Annotated in this window: 9 protein-coding genes and 2 riboswitches; of the genes, 3 read left to right on the forward strand and 6 right to left on the reverse strand. The window is 64.5% G+C overall.

Annotated features, from left to right (window positions below; translation table 11 throughout):
• Window positions 1-84: 84 nt before the first annotated feature.
• From CJU94_RS05755 to CJU94_RS05770, 3 genes are all read left to right on the forward strand, one after another.
• Complete coding sequence (locus CJU94_RS05755; protein WP_095420234.1) at window positions 85-1,506, forward strand: YeiH family protein; 1,422 nt, start codon at window positions 85-87, stop codon at window positions 1,504-1,506.
• Window positions 1,507-2,349: 843 nt separating this feature from the next.
• Window positions 2,350-6,279, forward strand: coding sequence for a trifunctional transcriptional regulator/proline dehydrogenase/L-glutamate gamma-semialdehyde dehydrogenase (gene putA, locus CJU94_RS05765; protein WP_095417896.1), 3,930 nt, complete (start codon window positions 2,350-2,352; stop codon window positions 6,277-6,279).
• A gap of 86 nt (window positions 6,280-6,365) precedes the next feature.
• A complete protein-coding gene (locus tag CJU94_RS05770) occupies window positions 6,366-7,514 on the forward strand; it encodes a branched-chain amino acid ABC transporter substrate-binding protein (protein ID WP_091797879.1) in 1,149 nt (382 codons plus the stop codon).
• 149 nt (window positions 7,515-7,663) lie between these two features.
• Here the strand turns inward: CJU94_RS05770 and CJU94_RS05775 are convergent, their stop codons facing one another.
• The 6 genes from CJU94_RS05775 to gcvT all read right to left on the reverse strand — a co-directional run bounded on the left by CJU94_RS05775 (window position 7,664) and on the right by gcvT (window position 16,868).
• Window positions 7,664-9,388: a thiamine pyrophosphate-binding protein gene (locus CJU94_RS05775; protein ID WP_095417897.1), complete on the reverse strand. Its 1,725-nt coding sequence runs from the start codon at window positions 9,386-9,388 to the stop codon at window positions 7,664-7,666.
• Between the two features lie 214 nt (window positions 9,389-9,602).
• Window positions 9,603-10,991, reverse strand: a complete 1,389-nt coding sequence (locus tag CJU94_RS05780) for an L-serine ammonia-lyase (RefSeq protein WP_095417898.1) — start codon at window positions 10,989-10,991, stop codon at window positions 9,603-9,605.
• A gap of 29 nt (window positions 10,992-11,020) precedes the next feature.
• Complete coding sequence (locus tag CJU94_RS05785; RefSeq protein WP_095417899.1) at window positions 11,021-12,151, reverse strand: alginate lyase family protein; 1,131 nt, start codon at window positions 12,149-12,151, stop codon at window positions 11,021-11,023.
• A 140-nt stretch (window positions 12,152-12,291) separates the two neighbouring features.
• Window positions 12,292-15,228, reverse strand: coding sequence for an aminomethyl-transferring glycine dehydrogenase (gene gcvP / locus CJU94_RS05790; protein WP_095417900.1), 2,937 nt, complete (start codon window positions 15,226-15,228; stop codon window positions 12,292-12,294).
• Between the two features lie 75 nt (window positions 15,229-15,303).
• The gene (gene gcvH, locus CJU94_RS05795) at window positions 15,304-15,684 is read right to left on the reverse strand and encodes a glycine cleavage system protein GcvH (protein WP_095417901.1); all 381 of its coding nucleotides are present in this window, start codon (window positions 15,682-15,684) and stop codon (window positions 15,304-15,306) included.
• 65 nt (window positions 15,685-15,749) lie between these two features.
• Entirely contained in the window at window positions 15,750-16,868 is a 1,119-nt protein-coding gene (gene gcvT, locus CJU94_RS05800) for a glycine cleavage system aminomethyltransferase GcvT (protein WP_095417902.1), read from the reverse strand.
• An 80-nt stretch (window positions 16,869-16,948) separates the two neighbouring features.
• Window positions 16,949-17,100, reverse strand: a riboswitch (glycine riboswitch).
• Window positions 17,101-17,134: 34 nt separating this feature from the next.
• A riboswitch (glycine riboswitch) is annotated at window positions 17,135-17,235 on the reverse strand.
• Between the last annotated feature and the right edge of the window lie 98 nt (window positions 17,236-17,333).

Below are 17,333 nucleotides of genomic sequence, written 5' to 3' on the forward strand. Positions count from 1 at the left end.
TATATTTCGCCGAATCGGCGCATATTCCAGCAAAACTCCAACAATCCGGCGCCGACGCACCTCAACTCTCTCGGGGGCATGGCGATGAGCGATACCAATCAAACGCTACCAACCGGCGCGGCGCCGGCGAACCGGCAAAGCACGCACGGTGGCGGACTTTTTTCGACGGAAGACTGGTGGGCGGTCTGGGTCGGCCTGCTGGTGGTGGTGATTGCCTGGGCCCTGTTCGCGTCGGGCAGCAGCATCAAGTGGCTTGCGGTTGCGCCAGCCAAATGGTCGAGCTTGGGGCAGACCGCGCAGGACATGGGCAAGCATTTGCCGAACTATGCTGCGCTCTTTGTCGTGTTCGCATCGCTGTTCGGCGTGAGCCTCGCAGCGCTCAAGCAACGGGTCGGCGCTTTCCTCGGGTCGTTCCTGATCCTGTTCATCGCGTCGGCGCTGATCTTCACACTGGGCGCGTGGGTCAACGCGTCGAAGTACAACCTCGAGCCGCCGCTCGTCGCACTGGCGCTCGGCCTGCTGACCTCGAATATGTTCACGCTGCCCGAATGGTTTTCCGCGGGCTTGCGCGTCGAGTTCTATATCAAGGTCGGTATCGTGCTGCTCGGCGCGACGTTGCCGTTCACGCTGCTGGTGTGGGCCGGACCGGTGGCGGTCGGGCAGGCGAGCATCGTCTCGCTCGTCACGTTCTTCGTGATCTTTTTTGCTGCGAAGGCGTTCGGGCTCGACCGGCGCTTTGCCGCCGTGCTCGGGGTCGGAGGCGCGGTATGCGGCGTCTCGGCGGCGATCGCGATTGCCGGCGCGGTGCGCGCCAAGCGCGAACAGGCTTCGGTGGCGATCACGCTGGTGGTGCTATGGGCGATCGTCATGATCTTCGTGCTGCCGTTCGCGTCGCGCTCGCTCGGACTGTCGACCGCGGTCGCCGGCGCATGGATCGGCACCTCCGAATTCGCCGACGCCGCCGGGATCGCGGCAGCGCAAGCTTATGGCGACTTCGCCAGACACGCGGGTGGGGCGATTGCGGGCGCGCCCGAGGCGTCGCTACAGGCGTTCACGCTGATGAAAGTGGTCGGCCGCGATATCTGGATCGGCATCTGGGCGTTCGTGCTGGCGATCGTCGCCACGACTCGCTGGGAAACGCAGGACAGCGGCGTCAAAGCCAAGCCGCGCGCGGGCGAGATCTGGGCGCGCTTTCCGAAGTTCGTCGTCGGCTTCGTGATCGCTTCCGCGCTGGTGACGTGGGTTGCCAGCCACTATTCGCTGGCCGATTACCGCAAGGTCGTGACACCCGAATTCGTCGCGCCGATCACCGCGATGCGCACCTGGGCGTTCACCTTCTGCTTCCTGAGCATCGGGCTGACCACGCGCTTGCGCGCGCTGAGCGCCACCGGCTTGAGGCCGTTCCTCGCCTTTACGGTGGGCGTGGTGGTCAATATCGCCATCGGCTACGCGCTGTCCGCGCACGTGTTCGCACCGTACTGGAATAGCGTGGGGCAGGGCTCATGACGAGCGGCGCGCTACGCTGCGCCAGCACGGCTGACGCACGCGACGAAGCGTGCGCGCCGTGCTGCGCCGGCTGCCGGTATCGCGCTGAGAGTCGGGACGCGTTGGAGCAGAGCATTCCTGGCCTCGCGGTGTTCGGTTCCGCATTTGGCGCGAGCGTCGCGGACAGCCGGCTTTGCCGCCTGCACGACCAGCTCGTTTCGCCCGGCGACGCCTGTCCGCGGTTCGAGCCGGTTCTGCGGAAGTGACACGCGGGCTGCGCGTCGCCGTGGCGGCAAACCGGGCGTCGCGCCCGTCTTCTGCTGGCTCAGCCGGACAGCGGCCTGGCTAACTTCGCCACGCCACGCCGGACATCACCGCTCAATCATTCAACGCGGTCCGCGGATCCCGCGCGGATGCACGCGAAGCCGCGGGCGTGCGCTCGTCGGCCGCCTCGCGCCTGCCTGGGCCGCTTGTCGCGCCACGGATGAACAGCACCGCGCAAGTCGCGCACATTGCCCAGATGCCTACTACCACCAGCCATTTTTCCATTTCGCCTGTCCTCTAAAACCCCGTACCGTTTTTTTGTGCGTGCCAGAAAGGCCGCGCGCCGCTATGTTCCGTATAACGGCGCGCCGACCCGTTCTGATAAGGGTAAATGCAAAAAGAATCACGCCAGGGAAAGTACTGATCGCAACCGGCGTCCTCCCGCGCGGCGCCATGGCGCGAAAACCCCCGTCCCATAAGGCTCCCCGCAAGGTGCAACCATGCACCCGGCATGGTTGCACCTTTTTATTGGGAGGCGTACGATTCGCTCAACTTTTAGTCTTTTGCCAGCACGTTCGTCTGGTATCCGAAGAAGGAAACATGGCTAGCACCACCCTTGGCGTCAAGGTCGACGACCTCCTGCGTTCCCGGCTGAAAGATGCCGCTACCCGTCTCGAACGCACTCCGCACTGGCTCATCAAGCAGGCCATTTTTGCTTACCTCGAAAAGATCGAGCACGGCCAGTTGCCGCCCGAGCTGTCGGGCGTGGCGGGCTCGGCCGATCTGACCGACGGCAGCGCCGTCGAGCACGAGGAAGACGGTGCCTCGCATCCGTTCCTGGAATTCGCGCAGAACGTGCAACCGCAATCGGTGCTGCGCGCCGCGATCACGGCGGCATATCGTCGTCCCGAGCCGGAATGCGTGCCGTTCCTGCTGGGCCAGGCGCGCTTGCCCGCCAACCTCGCGGGCGACGTGCAGGCCATGGCCGGCAAGCTCGTCGAAACGCTACGCACCAAGAGCAAGGGTGGTGGCGTCGAAGGTCTGATCCACGAGTTCTCGCTGTCGAGCCAGGAAGGCGTGGCGCTGATGTGTCTCGCTGAAGCCTTGCTGCGCATTCCCGACCGCGCCACGCGTGACGCGCTGATCCGCGACAAGATCAGCAAGGGCGACTGGAAATCGCACGTCGGCCAGGCGCCGTCGCTGTTCGTCAACGCCGCGACCTGGGGCTTGATGATCACCGGTAAGCTGGTGACGACCAATAGCGAAACGAGCCTTTCGTCGGCGCTCACGCGTCTGATCGGCAAGGGCGGCGAGCCGCTGATCCGCAAGGGCGTGGACATGGCGATGCGCCTGATGGGCGAGCAGTTCGTCACGGGTGAGAACATCTCCGAGGCGCTCGCCAACAGCCGCAAATACGAAGCCCGCGGCTTCCGCTACTCGTACGACATGCTCGGCGAAGCGGCCACCACCGAAGCCGACGCACAGCGCTACTACGCGTCGTACGAACAGGCGATCCACGCAATCGGCAAGGCCGCCGGCGGCCGCGGCATCTACGAAGGCCCGGGCATCTCGATCAAGCTCTCCGCGCTGCACGCACGCTACTCGCGTTCGCAGCAGGAGCGCACGATGAGCGAACTGCTGCCGCGCGTGCGCTCGCTCGCGATCCTGGCGCGCCGCTACGACATCGGCCTGAACATCGACGCCGAAGAAGCCGATCGCCTCGAAATCTCGCTCGATCTGCTCGAAGCGCTGTGCTTCGATCCGGAGCTGGCCGGCTGGAACGGTATCGGCTTCGTGGTGCAGGCGTATCAGAAGCGCTGCCCGTTCGTGATCGAATACCTGATCGATCTGGCGCGCCGCAGCCGTCACCGCATCATGGTGCGCCTCGTGAAGGGCGCGTACTGGGACACCGAAATCAAGCGCGCGCAAGTGGACGGCCTGGAAGGCTATCCGGTGTACACACGCAAGATCTATACGGACGTGTCGTACCTCGCCTGCGCGAAGAAGCTGCTTAGTGCGCCGGATGCGGTCTATCCGCAATTCGCCACGCACAACGCGCACACGTTGTCGGCGATCTATCACCTCGCGGGCAACAACTACTACCCCGGCCAGTACGAGTTCCAGTGTCTGCACGGCATGGGCGAACCGCTGTACGAAGAAGTCACCGGCCGTGACAAGCTGAACCGTCCGTGCCGTGTGTACGCGCCGGTCGGCACGCATGAAACGCTGCTCGCGTACCTCGTGCGCCGTCTGCTGGAAAACGGTGCCAACACGTCGTTCGTGAATCGTATTGCCGATGAAACCGTCGCGATCAAGGACCTGATCGCCGACCCGGTCGACGAAGCCTCGAAGATCGTCCCGCTCGGCGCGCCGCACGCGAAGATTCCGCTGCCGCGCAATCTGTACGGTTCGGAGCGCCTCAATTCGATGGGTCTCGATCTGTCGAACGAGCATCGTCTGGCGTCGCTGTCGTCGGCATTGCTGGCGAGCGCGCACCATCCGTGGCGCGCCGCGCCGATGCTCGAAGACAACGAAATCGCGGTGGGCCTCGCGCGCGACGTGCGCAATCCGGCCGATCATCGCGACCTCGTCGGCACGGTCGTCGAAGCGACGCCGGAGCACGTGAGCGCCGCTTTGGCACACGCGGTGGCCGCCGCGCCGATCTGGCAAGCCACGCCGGTCGATGCGCGCGCCGATTGCCTCGCGCGTGCCGCCGATCTGCTCGAAGCGCAGATGCATACGCTGATGGGCCTCGTGGTGCGTGAAGCCGGCAAGTCGCTGGCGAACGCTGTCGCGGAAATCCGCGAAGCGATCGACTTCCTGCGTTACTACTCCACGCAGATTCGCGACGAGTTTTCCAACGACACGCATCGTCCGCTCGGTCCGGTGGTGTGTATCAGCCCGTGGAATTTCCCGCTGGCGATTTTCATGGGCCAGGTAGCCGCGGCGCTCGCCGCCGGCAACACCGTGCTCGCGAAGCCGGCCGAACAGACGCCGCTGATCGCCGCGCAAGCCGTGCGCATTCTGCGCGAAGCCGGCGTGCCGGCGGGCGCGGTGCAACTGCTGCCGGGCAACGGTGAAACGGTCGGCGCTGCGCTGGTCGCCGACCCGCGCACCCGCGCGGTGATGTTTACCGGCTCGACCGAAGTCGCGCGCCTGATCAACAAGACGCTGTCGAGCCGGCTCGACCCGGACGGCAAGCCGATTCCGCTGATCGCCGAAACCGGTGGTCAGAATGCGATGATCGTCGACTCGTCGGCGCTCGCCGAACAGGTGGTGGCGGACGTGCTGCAATCGTCGTTCGACTCCGCCGGTCAACGGTGTTCCGCGCTGCGCGTTCTTTGTCTGCAGGACGACGTTGCGGACCGCACGTTGGAGATGCTGACCGGCGCGATGCGCGAACTGGCCGTGGGCAATCCGGACCGCCTGTCGATCGACGTCGGTCCGGTGATCGATCTCGACGCGAAGCGCGGTATCGACGCGCACATCGCGGCGATGCGCGAGAAGGGCCGCAAGGTCGAACAACTGCCAATGCCGGACGGTTGCGCGCAAGGCACCTTCGTTGCGCCGACGCTGATCGAGCTCGACAGCATCGACGAACTGAAGCGTGAAGTGTTCGGTCCGGTGCTGCACGTGGTGCGTTACCGCCGCAGCCAGCTGGACAAGCTGCTCGAGCAGATCCGCGCGACCGGCTACGGCCTGACGCTCGGCATCCATACGCGGATCGACGAAACGATCGCCCATGTGATCAGCCGCGCGCACGTGGGCAACATCTACGTGAACCGTAACGTGATCGGCGCGGTGGTGGGTGTTCAGCCGTTCGGCGGGGAAGGTTTGTCGGGCACGGGTCCGAAAGCGGGCGGCGCGCTGTATCTGCAGCGGCTCCTCGCCACGCGTCCGGCAGGTTTGCCGAAGTCGCTCGCGCAGGCGTTGATCGCGGATGCACCGCGCGCTGCCGAAAACGGCGACAATCCGACCGCCGCGTTGACGGCTTACCGCGACTGGCTGATCACCGAACGCGAGCCGCAACTGGCCGCGCGCTGCGACGGCTATCTGTCGCATGTGCCGGCAGGCGCCACGGCGGTATTGTCGGGACCGACCGGCGAGCGCAACACATATACGCTGGGCGCGCGCGGCACGGTGCTGTGTATGGCGTCGACGGCGAGCGGTGCGCGCGTGCAGTTTGCCGCGGCGCTGGCTACGGGAAATCGCGCGTTGTTCGAAGGCGCGGCCGGTGAACAATTGGTGTCGCAATTGCCCGCCTCGCTGAAGTCGCACGCAAGCGTGAAGAAGAACGCCGATACGCCGTTCGACGCCGTGCTGTTCGAAGGCGATAGCGACGAATTGCTGGCGCTGGTGAAGGAAGTCGCGAAGCGTGCGGGCCCGATCGTGTCGGTGCAGGGCGTCGCGGCGCGCGCGCTGGAAAGCGGCGATGAGGACTACGCGCTGGAGCGTCTGTTGACGGAACGCTCGGTCAGCGTGAATACGGCAGCAGCGGGCGGTAATGCGAATTTGATGACGATCGGTTGAGCGAACCTCGGCGATTTCTCAATAAAACGGAAGCGGTACGGCGACCCCGAAACCGCTCCATCCACACCTGGTACCAAGGAGAAGCTATGCAACACAAGATGAAACAGCTGGCAGGCGCCGCACTGGTTGCGGCGATGTCGCTGGCGGGGACGGCCAACGCTCAATCGACGGAAGATGTGAAGGTCGGCTTTGCCGGCCCGATGACTGGCGCGCAGGCGCACTACGGCAAGGACTTCCAGAACGGCATCACGCTGGCAGTGGAAGACATGAACGCGACCAAGCCGGTGATCGGCGGCAAGCAGGTTCGCTTCGTGCTGGATTCGGCCGACGACCAGGCCGACCCGCGCACCGGCACGACCGTTGCGCAAAAGCTGGTGGATGACGGCATCAAGGGCATGCTCGGCCACTTCAACTCGGGCACCACGATTCCGGCTTCGCGCATTTACGCGAACGCTGGCATCCCCGAAATCGCCATGGCGACGGCGCCGGAATACACGCAACAAGGCTTCAAGACCACCTTCCGCATGATGACGTCAGACACGCAGCAAGGTTCGGTTGCCGGCACGTTCGCGGTGAAGACCCTGGGCATGAAGAAGATCGTGATCGTCGACGACCGCACGGCTTACGGCCAGGGTCTGGCCGATCAGTTCGAAAAGGCGGCGAAGGCGGCGGGCGGCCAGATCGTCGACCGTGAATACACGAACGACAAGGCCGTCGACTTCAAGTCGATCCTGACCAAGCTGAAGGCGGTTCAGCCGGACCTGATCTATTACGGCGGCGCGGATTCGCAAGCGGCACCGATGGTCAAGCAAATGAAGGCACTGGGCATCAAGGCGCCGCTGATGGGCGGCGAAATGGTCCACACGCCGACGTTCATCCAGATCGCGGGTGACGCGGCGAACGGCACGGTGGCCTCGCTCGCCGGTCTGCCGCTGGAAGAAATGCCGGGCGGCAAGGACTACGTCGCGAAGTACAAGAAGCGTTTCAACGAAGACGTGCAAACGTACTCGCCGTACGCTTATGACGGCGCAATGGCCATGTTCGACGCCATGAAGAAGGCGAACTCGACCGATCCGGCCAAGTACCTGCCGATGCTGGCGAAGACGTCGATGCCGGCAGTGACGTCGTCGAACCTCGCATACGACAGCAAGGGCGACCTGAAGAACGGCGGCATCACGCTGTACAAGGTTGTCGACGGCAAGTGGACGACGCTGCAAAGCGTGGGCGGCAAGTAAGCAGCCGAGCTGCCTTGGCATCCGGCTGCGGCGTGATGGTATGACGCAGCGCCGGACTCAAAAAAGCCCTGTGGTTTTCCTAACCACAGGGCTTTTTGTTTACCGCTTCGCTATATGTGCCGATAGGCGGCGACCGCGCGGCAACTCAGTCACTCCCCTCGCAGCTTCCTCCCCTGCTCGCGAATCTGCTCCAGCGTCGCTCCTGGCGTGCTCGCTTCCTGCGGCATGCGGATCTCGATCACCGCCGCGCGCTTCGCGTCCATCGAGCGCTTTAGCGCAGGCAGGAAATCCTCGGTCCGCTCCACCGTCTCGCCATGCGCGCCGAACGAACGCGCGAACGCCGCGAAATCGGGATTCGTGAGTCCGGTGCCGTGCACGCGATTCGGATAATGCCGCTCCTGATGCATCCTGATCGTGCCGAAGTGGCTGTTATTCACCACGATGAAGAGCACGTGCAGGTCGTACTGCATCGCCGTCGCGAGTTCTTGCGCGGCCATCATGAAGCAGCCGTCCCCGGCCAGCGCGACGACAGCGCGTTGCGGATACATCGACTTCGCCGCGATCGCCGCCGGCACGCCGTAACCCATCGCCCCGCTCGTCGGCGCGAGCTGCGAACGGTAATGGCGATACGAAAAGTGCCGATGCAACCAGGTCGCGTAATTGCCCGCACCGTTGGTGAGAATCGCGTCGTCCGGCAGATGCGCGCGCAGCTGCTGGATTACTTCGCCCATCTGCACGTCGCCCGGAATCTGACGTGGTTTGCGCCACTCGAGATACGCGCGATGCGCCTCTTCTGCCGCGCCCGACCACGCGAGCCTGTCGGACGGAGGCGCCAACGCCGCCAGCAGCGAGGCGAGCTCCGGCATGCCGGAGACGATCGGCAGATCCGCCGCATACACGCGGCCCAATTCCTCCGCGCCTTGATGCACGTGCACGAGGGTTTGTTTGGTCTTCGGAATGTCGAGCAACGTGTAGCCATTGGTCGTCGCTTCGCCTAAACGCGGTCCGATGGCGAGCAACACGTCGGCGTCGCGGATACGCTGCGCCAGCGCCGGATTGATACCGAGGCCGACGTCGCCGGCATAGTTCGGATGCTCGTTGTCGAGCGTGTCCTGAAAGCGGAACGCGAGGCCGACCGGCAGTTGCCAGTTTTCGACGAAGCGTTGAAAGTCCGCGCACGCAGCAGGCGTCCAGCCGCTGCCGCCGGCGATCACCATGGGCCGCTTGGCGCTTTCGAGCAACACGCGCAACTTCTCGATCTGCGCCGCCGACGGCGACGCCGCGACGCGCTGATACGCCGGCGCGCCGGCCACGACCTCGCATGCGTCGCTCAGCACGTCTTCCGGCAACGACAACACGACGGGTCCAGGCCGACCGGATGTCGCCGTGTGAAACGCGTGGCTGAGATATTCGGGAATGCGTTTGGGATCGTCGATTTGCGCGACCCATTTCGCCATCTGGCCGAACATGCGCCGGTAGTCGATCTCCTGAAACGCCTCGCGGTCGAGATGCTCGCGTGCGCATTGGCCGATCAGCAGGATCATCGGTGTGGAATCCTGAAACGCGGTGTGCACACCGATCGACGCGTGCGTGGCGCCCGGCCCGCGTGTCACGAGTGCGACGCCAGGCCGGCCGGTCAATTTGCCGACGGCCTCCGCCATATTCGCCGCGGCCGCTTCGTGACGGCAAACAATGGTCTGGATGCGTTCGGTTTCATCGTGCAGTGAATCCAGCACGGCGAGAAAACTTTCGCCAGGCACGCAGAAAACACGTTCGACACCGTGCGTCAGCAAAGCGTCGACCACGAGCCGCGCGCCGGTGGTTTGGGCGGCGGCGGAACCGGAAACGGAAACGGGAGCATTCGGCAGCGACATTGCGATGAAGCCTCCAGGCAGTGCGTGAGTGCGATCTGATGAAGCCGCTTCGACCGGACGCTGGCCGACGTGGCGCTTCGACAGCTTACGCCGGCAGCGCGTGCGCTGTCACGGCGCAGCGCAACCGGAGCGCTCGCGCATAACGCGCCGCGCAAATGAAAACGCGGGCCCGATAGCCCGCGTCCTTGCAGTCATGCGCCGTGAAGCGCGGGACTCAGCACTCGACGATATTCACCGCCAGGCCGCCGCGCGACGTTTCCTTGTACTTGGTCTTCATATCCGCGCCGGTCTCGCGCATGGTCTTGATCACCGAGTCGAGCGACACATAATGGCTGCCATCGCCGCGCAAGGCCATGCGCGCCGCATTGACGGCCTTGACCGATGCCATCGCATTGCGCTCGATGCACGGAATCTGCACCATGCCGCCGACCGGGTCGCACGTCAGGCCGAGGTTGTGTTCCATGCCGATTTCCGCGGCGTTCTCGACCTGCCGCGGCGTGCCGCCCATGACCGCGGCGAGCGCGCCCGCCGCCATCGAACAGGCGACGCCCACTTCGCCCTGGCAGCCCACTTCGGCGCCGGAAATCGACGCGTTCAGCTTGTAGAGTATGCCGATCGCCGCAGCGGTCATCAGGAAGTCGATCACGCCTTGCTGATTCGAGCCCGGCATGAAGCGCGTGTAGTAATGCAGCACCGCCGGGATGATGCCGGCCGCGCCGTTGGTCGGCGCCGTGACCACGCGGCCGCCGGCGGCGTTTTCTTCGTTGACGGCAATCGCATAGAGATTGATCCAGTCGATCATCGAAAGCGGATCGCGCAGCGCCAGCTCAGGATTGCCCGACAGCGCGCGATACAGCTGCGGCGCACGACGCTTCACCTGGAACGGGCCGGGCAAGTTGCCGTCGGCGTCCGGATTGTTGATCCCGCAGCCGCGTGCGACACACGATTGCATCACGTCCCAGATCTTCAGCAGCCCGGAACGCGTCTCTTCTTCCGTATGCCAGACGCGCTCGTTTTCCCACATCAACTGGGCGATGCTCTTGCCGGTCGATTCGCACAGTGCGAGCAACTCGTTGCCGCTGCGAAACGCGTGCGGCAATTGATCGACGGCGCTCAGCACCTTCGTGTTCGGCGCGCCCGCCGTCACCACGAAACCGCCGCCCACGGAGAGATAGGTCGACTCGCGCAACGTCTCGCCCTGCGCGTCGTAGGCGCGCAGCTTGAGACCGTTCGGATGCTCGGGCAGCGCCTGACGATAAAACGCAATGTGATCTTTCTGCACGAACGGCACCTCGTGCGTGCCGAGCAGCGCCAGCTTGCGGGACACACGCACGGCGTCGAGGCGCTCGGCGATCGTGTCAGGATTCACGGTGTCGGGCGCATCGCCCATCAGGCCAAGCATCACGCCGCGATCGGTGCCGTGACCTTTGCCCGTCGCGCCGAGTGAGCCGTACAACTCCGCCTTCACCGATGCGCTCGCAGCGAGCAGCCCGTCGCGTTCGAGCCCTTGAGCGAACATCAGCGCCGCGCGCATCGGCCCGACCGTATGCGAACTGGACGGACCGATGCCGATTTTGAAGAGATCGAAAACGCTAACTGCCATTTACTGCTCCCTGCTGATAGATGGTGGGTTCATCGCGCCGGCAGCGGCAGACACACGGCGAGCCAGGCAGGCGGTGTGGGTGCGAGTTGTAGCGCGATCGGCGTATAGCGGCCGTCGAGGCGCGCCGCCAGGTGAAACAGTTCGGTCGCGTTCTTCGGGTCCCACTGACCTGAATAGCCGGGCAAGCCGGCCTCGCGACGTTTTGCATCGAACGGAACGCTCGAATGCACGAATTCTTCGTGGGTCTTGTTGCCGGCCGCGTACGGCGCCAGCCAGTTCAGCGCCGCTTCCAGCGAGGCGCCGTCCGCGCCCTTCTCCGGCAGCCAGTTGCGGTTATGGCGGCGCGCTGCCAGCGCGGCTGTCACGAGCGGCTGTAAATCGTAGGTGACGTAATGCAGCGCGTCGCGTTCAGTGAAATCGATAGTCGAACCATCGGGCTCGATGTTGTCGCCGATATGCTCGACGAACAGACGCTGGGCCGCGTTGATCATCTTGCGGTTATCGAGCGTGAATGCGGCCATGGCGATCAGCTTGACCCGATGGCTCTGCCAGTTGTTTCTGAACGTGCCTTTGAGCGGCCGCGGCTGCGCGTCGACTTGCCCGATGTAACCATTGGCGAGTTTCGTGAGGAACGCCATCGACGCATTGCGCGTCTTCACGGGCAACGCGCTCGCCGTCATGTCGTACGCGAGAATCAACCCTTCGAAACGCGTTTCGTCGATGGGATTGAAGCTCGGTTGATACGTCGTGACCCAGGCGAACAGCAAACGGTCGACAAGCTTGAGATACCGGTCGTCGCTAGTGGCGCGCCAGGCGAGCGCGGCGTCGCGCAACAGATCGAGATCTTTCTCCGCTTCCACGCTCTGGTCGTAAATGCCTTCGTGCGGCAGCGTGCCTTCGGTATGCAGTTTCGCCAGCGCATGCGGCTGGTCGTTCAGATGGGCCTGCACGTTGCTCACCAGTGCTTTCACGCCGGGATCGGCGTTCGTGCGTTCGCTGGTTTGCAGTGCGGGCGCCGCACAAAAATTCATCGCGGCCTGCGCTTGCCGCAGCGGCAGCAGCACGGCCGCGCCAGCCAACAGCAATGTGCAGGCTTGCCGCCATCTCGGGGCTCGCCCTGGTTCGGTCCGGCTTTGCATCGATCGCACCTTTCGCGCCATGCGAAACTCCTCGTTGGGCTGATTCGGTGTGTGATGTTAGCCGTTTGCGGCCAGGAGCGACAGATAACTGAGGACAGAACCACGCACCGCCCTGCCGCCTCTTTTCGAGACAACGGGGCGATGCGCGGCGGCGATCCCGCTTATTCGTAGTCGGCGATCGGCACGCAGGAGCAGAACAGATTGCGGTCGCCGTACACGTTGTCCGCGCGGCCGACCGGCGGCCAGTACTTCTTCGCGATCAGTGTGGGCAGCGGATATGCCGCGGTTTCACGCGCATACGCATGCTTCCAGTCGTTTGCGATGACCACCGCCGCGGTGTGCGGCGCATGCTTCAGCGGATTGTCCTCACGGTCCGAGCGGCCTTCTTCGACTGCGCGGATTTCCTCGCGGATCGCGATCATCGCTTCAATGAAACGGTCGAGTTCTTCCTTCGATTCCGATTCGGTCGGCTCGACCATCAGCGTGCCCGGCACCGGGAAGCTCATGGTCGGGGCATGAAAGCCGTAATCGGCGAGACGCTTGGCGACGTCGTCCACGGTGATGCCGCTGGTTTCCTTGATCGGGCGCAGATCGAGAATGCACTCGTGCGCGACCAGTCCGCCCGGGCCCGAATACAGCACCGGATAGTGCGGCGCGAGCTTCTTCGCGACATAGTTCGCGTTGAGGATCGCGGTTTCCGTGGCGGCGGTGAGGTTCTTCGCGCCCATCATCGCGATATACATCCACGAGATCGGCAGGATCGACGCCGAGCCGTACGGTGCGCCGGACACTGCGCCGATGCCGTTCGGCGCGCGTTCATAGCCCGACGAGATCTGATTCGGCAGGAATTGCGCGAGGTGCGCGCCGACCGCGACCGGACCGACGCCCGGTCCGCCGCCGCCGTGCGGAATGCAGAAGGTCTTATGCAGATTCAGGTGCGACACGTCGCCGCCGAACTGGCCAGGCGCGGTCAGGCCGACCATGGCGTTCATGTTCGCGCCGTCCACATACACCTGGCCGCCGTGCGCATGGACGATCTCGCAGATTTCGCGCACGTTCTGTTCGAACACGCCGTGGGTGGACGGATACGTGATCATGATCGCCGCGAGTTTGTCGGCGTGCTGATCGGCTTTCTTCTTCAGGTCTTCGATATCGACGTTGCCTTGCGCGTCGCACGCCACCACGACCACCTGCATGCCGGCCATCTGTGCCGACGCCGGATTCGTGCCGTGCGCGGAAGCGGGAATCAGGCAGACGTTGCGATGCGCTTCGCCGCGCGAGGCGTGATACGCGTGAATGATCAACAGACCCGCGTACTCGCCTTGCGAGCCGGCGTTCGGTTGCAGCGACACGGCCGCGTAGCCGGTGGCCGCGACAAGCATCTGTTCAAGCTGATCGATCATTTCGCGGTAGCCGACGGTTTGCTCAGCCGGCGCGAACGGATGGATCTGGCCGAATTCAGGCCACGTGACCGGGAGCATCTCCGAGGTCGCGTTCAGCTTCATCGTGCACGAGCCGAGCGGAATCATGGAGCGGTCGAGCGCGAGGTCCTTATCCGACAGACTGCGCAGATAGCGCAGCATTTCCGTTTCCGAATGATGACGGTTGAACACATGGTGCGTGAGATACGCGCTGGTGCGTTCGAGCGCGGCCGGCACGGATGCGGTGTTCGACGCGGCGAGCTTTTCGTCGAGCGTATCGACTTGCGGCACGTCTTTCGTGCCGGCGGCTTGCGCGAACACGTCGAGCAGATCGGCCAGATCGCGGCGCGTGGTGGTTTCGTCGATCGACAGGCCGACTTGCGTATCGCTTACGCGGCGCAGGTTGATGCGCTTCGCTTGCGCCGCGTCGTGCAGCGCTTGTGTGCGCGCGCCGGATTCGAACGTGAGCGTGTCGAAGAAGGTTTCGTTGGCGAGCGTGTAGCCGAGTTGCTTCGCGCCTTCCGCGAGCAACGCGGCGATGCGGTTCACGCGCAGTGCGATGGTCTTCAGGCCGTGCGGGCCGTGATAGACGGCGTACATGCTGGCCATGATCGCGAGCAGCGCTTGCGCGGTACACACATTCGAGGTGGCCTTCTCGCGGCGGATATGTTGTTCGCGCGTTTGCAGCGCGAGACGCAGCGCGGGATTGCCTTGCGCGTCGACGGTCACGCCGACGAGGCGGCCCGGCATCTGGCGTTTGAATTCGTCGCGCACGGCCAGATATGCCGCATGCGGGCCGCCGAAGCCGACCGGCACGCCGAAGCGCTGCGTATTGCCGACGGCCACGTCCGCGCCCCATTCGCCCGGCGGCGTGAGCACGGTCAGCGCGAGCAGGTCGGCGGCGACCACCACGTGGCCGCCCGCGGCGTGGATCGCTTCGGTGAGCGCGCGGTAGTCGCGCACGTCGCCGTTCGCGCCCGGGTATTGCAACAGTACACCGAACGCATTTGCGTTCGCCGCTTCCACAGCCGGCCCCACTTTCACTTCGATGCCGACCGGCGTGGCGCGCGTTTTCACCACTTCGATGGTTTGCGGCAGCACGTCGTCGGCCACGAAGAACACGTTCGACTTCGGCTTGCCGATGCGTTGCAGCAGCGTCATCGCCTCGGCCGCGGCCGTGGCTTCGTCGAGCAGCGACGCATTCGAGATCGCGAGACCGGTCAGGTCGACGATCATCTGCTGGAAGTTCAGCAGCGCTTCCAGACGGCCTTGCGAAATTTCTGGCTGGTACGGCGTGTACGCGGTGTACCACGCCGGATTTTCCAGCACGTTACGCAGGATCACCGTCGGCGTGTGGGCGTTGTAATAGCCCTGGCCGATGTACGAGCGGAACACCTGGTTCCTGTCCGCGAGTTCGCGCAGCGCGGCAAGCGCTTCGGCTTCGCTCTTCGGTTGCGCGAAGGGGCCGAGCGGCAGCGTTTCGGTGCGGCGGATCGTCTTCGGAATAACGGCGTCGATCAGCGCGGCGCGCGACGCGAAGCCGAGGGCTTCGAGCATCGCTTGCTGGTCGGCCGAATCCGGGCCGATGTGCCGTTCGGCGAAGGCGTCGTGCACTTCGAGCGCGGCGAGCGAGAGAGGAGTGCGGTTCATCAGACGATCCGGGTGTTCGAGCTTCATGGGTGTTCCTGGCGGTGCGGCGCGCCATGCCTGACGGCCGCCGCACCTGACGGTTTGACTTTAATGAATGGTGACTCAGGCGCCGATCGACTTGCTGTACGCGTCGGCGTCGATCAGACGGTCCAGCGCGGCGTCCGCGGCCGGCTTGATCTTGAAGAGCCAGCTTTCGTACGGCGTGCTGTTGACCGAATCAGGCGTGTCGGCCACGGCGGTGTTCGCTTCGATGATCTCGCCCGAGACCGGCGCATAGATATCGGAAGCGGCCTTGACCGATTCGATCACGGCGACGGTGTCGCCCGCGCTCACGGTCTTGCCCAGTTCCTGGACTTCGAAGAAGACGATATCGCCGAGCGCTTCCTGCGCGTGGTCGGTGATGCCGACCGTCAGCGTGCCGTCCGCTTCGGTACGGACCCATTCGTGCGATTCGGTGTATTTCAGATCGGCCGGGATGCTCATCGGATGCTCCTATGCGGTGTGATTCGGGGATAACTTAAAAGTGGACTACGCACGCGCCGGTGTGCTTAAACCGCGAGTACCTTGCCATTGCGCACGAACGGCAGTTTTACCACGCTTGCGGGAACGTTTTTGTCACGAATCTGAACGTGAACGGTGTCGCCCGGCTGCACGCCTTTCGGCACGCGCGCAAAGGCGATCGATTCCTGCATGGTCGGGGAAAAAGTGCCGCTGGTGATTTCGCCTTCGCCTTGCGGTGTGACGACTTTCTGATGAGCACGCAGCACGCCTGCCGCCTTGCCGTTTTCCTTCAGCAGGATCAGGCCGACAAACGCGGCTTGCGAACCGCCCGCCTCCAGCTTGCTCTTGCCGACGAAGTCGCGCGGCGAGGTGAGGTCGACCGTCCAGGCGAGGCCGGCGTCGAGCGGCGAGACGTTGTCGTCCATGTCCTGGCCGTACAGGTTCATGCCGGCTTCGAGGCGCAGCGTGTCGCGCGCGCCGAGGCCGGCCGGGCGCACGCCTTGCGCGAGCAGCGCGTTCCACAGCGCTTCCACGTGATCTGCCGGCACGATGATTTCAAAGCCGTCTTCGCCGGTGTAGCCGGTGCGGGCAACGGTCAATTCACCGAACGGCGTGTCTGCGATACGGGCGGCGTTGAACGGCTTCAACGCCTCGGTGGCGGCGCGCGTAGCCGGCACGGTTTGCCAGACTTTTTCGCGAGCGTTCGGGCCTTGCACGGCGACGATCGCGTAGTCGCGGCGCGGCGTGATGGTCAGGCCGAAGCCGCCTTCGGCGTTGAGCTGGCCGAACCAGGCGATGTCCTTGTCGGCGGTGCCGGCGTTGACGACCACCCGGAAGTGATCTTCGCCGAAATAATAGACGATCAGGTCGTCGATCACGCCGCCGTTCGGGTTCAGCAGGCAGGAGTACAGTGCGCGGCCGGGCGTTTGCAGCTTGGCGACGTTATTGGCCAGCGCATATTCGAAGAAGGCGCGCACGCGCTCGCCGGTGAAATCGACCACGCACATGTGCGAGACGTCGAACATGCCGGCGTCGGTGCGCACGGCGCGATGTTCGTCGATCTGCGAGCCGTAGTTGACGGGCATGTCCCAGCCGCCGAAATCGACCATGCGGGCATTGAGCGCACGGTGGGTGGCGTTGAGCGGGGTGTGTTTGAGTTCGGTCATGGGGCCTCGGGCATCTCGCGAAACAAAAAAGGCCATGCGGCGCTACGCCTCGCGGCCTGACGGCTGCGAGCGATGCGTTGCATGGCCCCTCTGTCCTCGATACCTGAGAGATTGCGTCGCCGTGAGAACGTGAATCCGTCACGGTGAAACGCGCGCCCCTTCGGTGGGCAGCCTGCCAATCCGCTCGATTGAACGATGCAGACGGCTACTGCCGCTCTCCAGAGTGCGAAAAACCGGTGCCTTGATGTTGCCTCAACGCGGGTTTTTCGACGCGGTCGGTCCTTTTGCCTGAGAGTTTGCGGGTGTGCCCCTTCGGCGGCGCGGCCTGCGGTTTTCTGCGGCCAGCACGCTCTCCCGACGCGTGCGGCGAATGTACGCGAGGGCCGGGGGCTTGTCAAATAAAGGCCCGCGAGCGGCATGGCACCTGACGCGGCGCTTTGGCGTTCGTCAAAAAAGCGCGGGTTA

The sequence above is a fragment of the Paraburkholderia aromaticivorans genome (assembly GCF_002278075.1).
GTDB lineage: Bacteria > Pseudomonadota > Gammaproteobacteria > Burkholderiales > Burkholderiaceae > Paraburkholderia > Paraburkholderia aromaticivorans.

Excerpts from the sequence above, each read along its gene's own strand:
- CJU94_RS05755 (WP_095420234.1), top strand. The coding sequence starts at position 85 with ATGAGCGATACCAATCAAACGCTACCAACCGGCGCGGCGCCGGCGAAC.
- putA (WP_095417896.1), top strand. The coding sequence starts at position 2,350 with ATGGCTAGCACCACCCTTGGCGTCAAGGTCGACGACCTCCTGCGTTCC.
- CJU94_RS05770 (WP_091797879.1), top strand. The coding sequence starts at position 6,366 with ATGCAACACAAGATGAAACAGCTGGCAGGCGCCGCACTGGTTGCGGCG.
- CJU94_RS05775 (WP_095417897.1), bottom strand. The coding sequence starts at position 9,388 with ATGTCGCTGCCGAATGCTCCCGTTTCCGTTTCCGGTTCCGCCGCCGCC.
- CJU94_RS05780 (WP_095417898.1), bottom strand. The coding sequence starts at position 10,991 with ATGGCAGTTAGCGTTTTCGATCTCTTCAAAATCGGCATCGGTCCGTCC.
- CJU94_RS05785 (WP_095417899.1), bottom strand. The coding sequence starts at position 12,151 with ATGGCGCGAAAGGTGCGATCGATGCAAAGCCGGACCGAACCAGGGCGA.
- gcvP (WP_095417900.1), bottom strand. The coding sequence starts at position 15,228 with ATGAAGCTCGAACACCCGGATCGTCTGATGAACCGCACTCCTCTCTCG.
- gcvH (WP_095417901.1), bottom strand. The coding sequence starts at position 15,684 with ATGAGCATCCCGGCCGATCTGAAATACACCGAATCGCACGAATGGGTC.
- gcvT (WP_095417902.1), bottom strand. The coding sequence starts at position 16,868 with ATGACCGAACTCAAACACACCCCGCTCAACGCCACCCACCGTGCGCTC.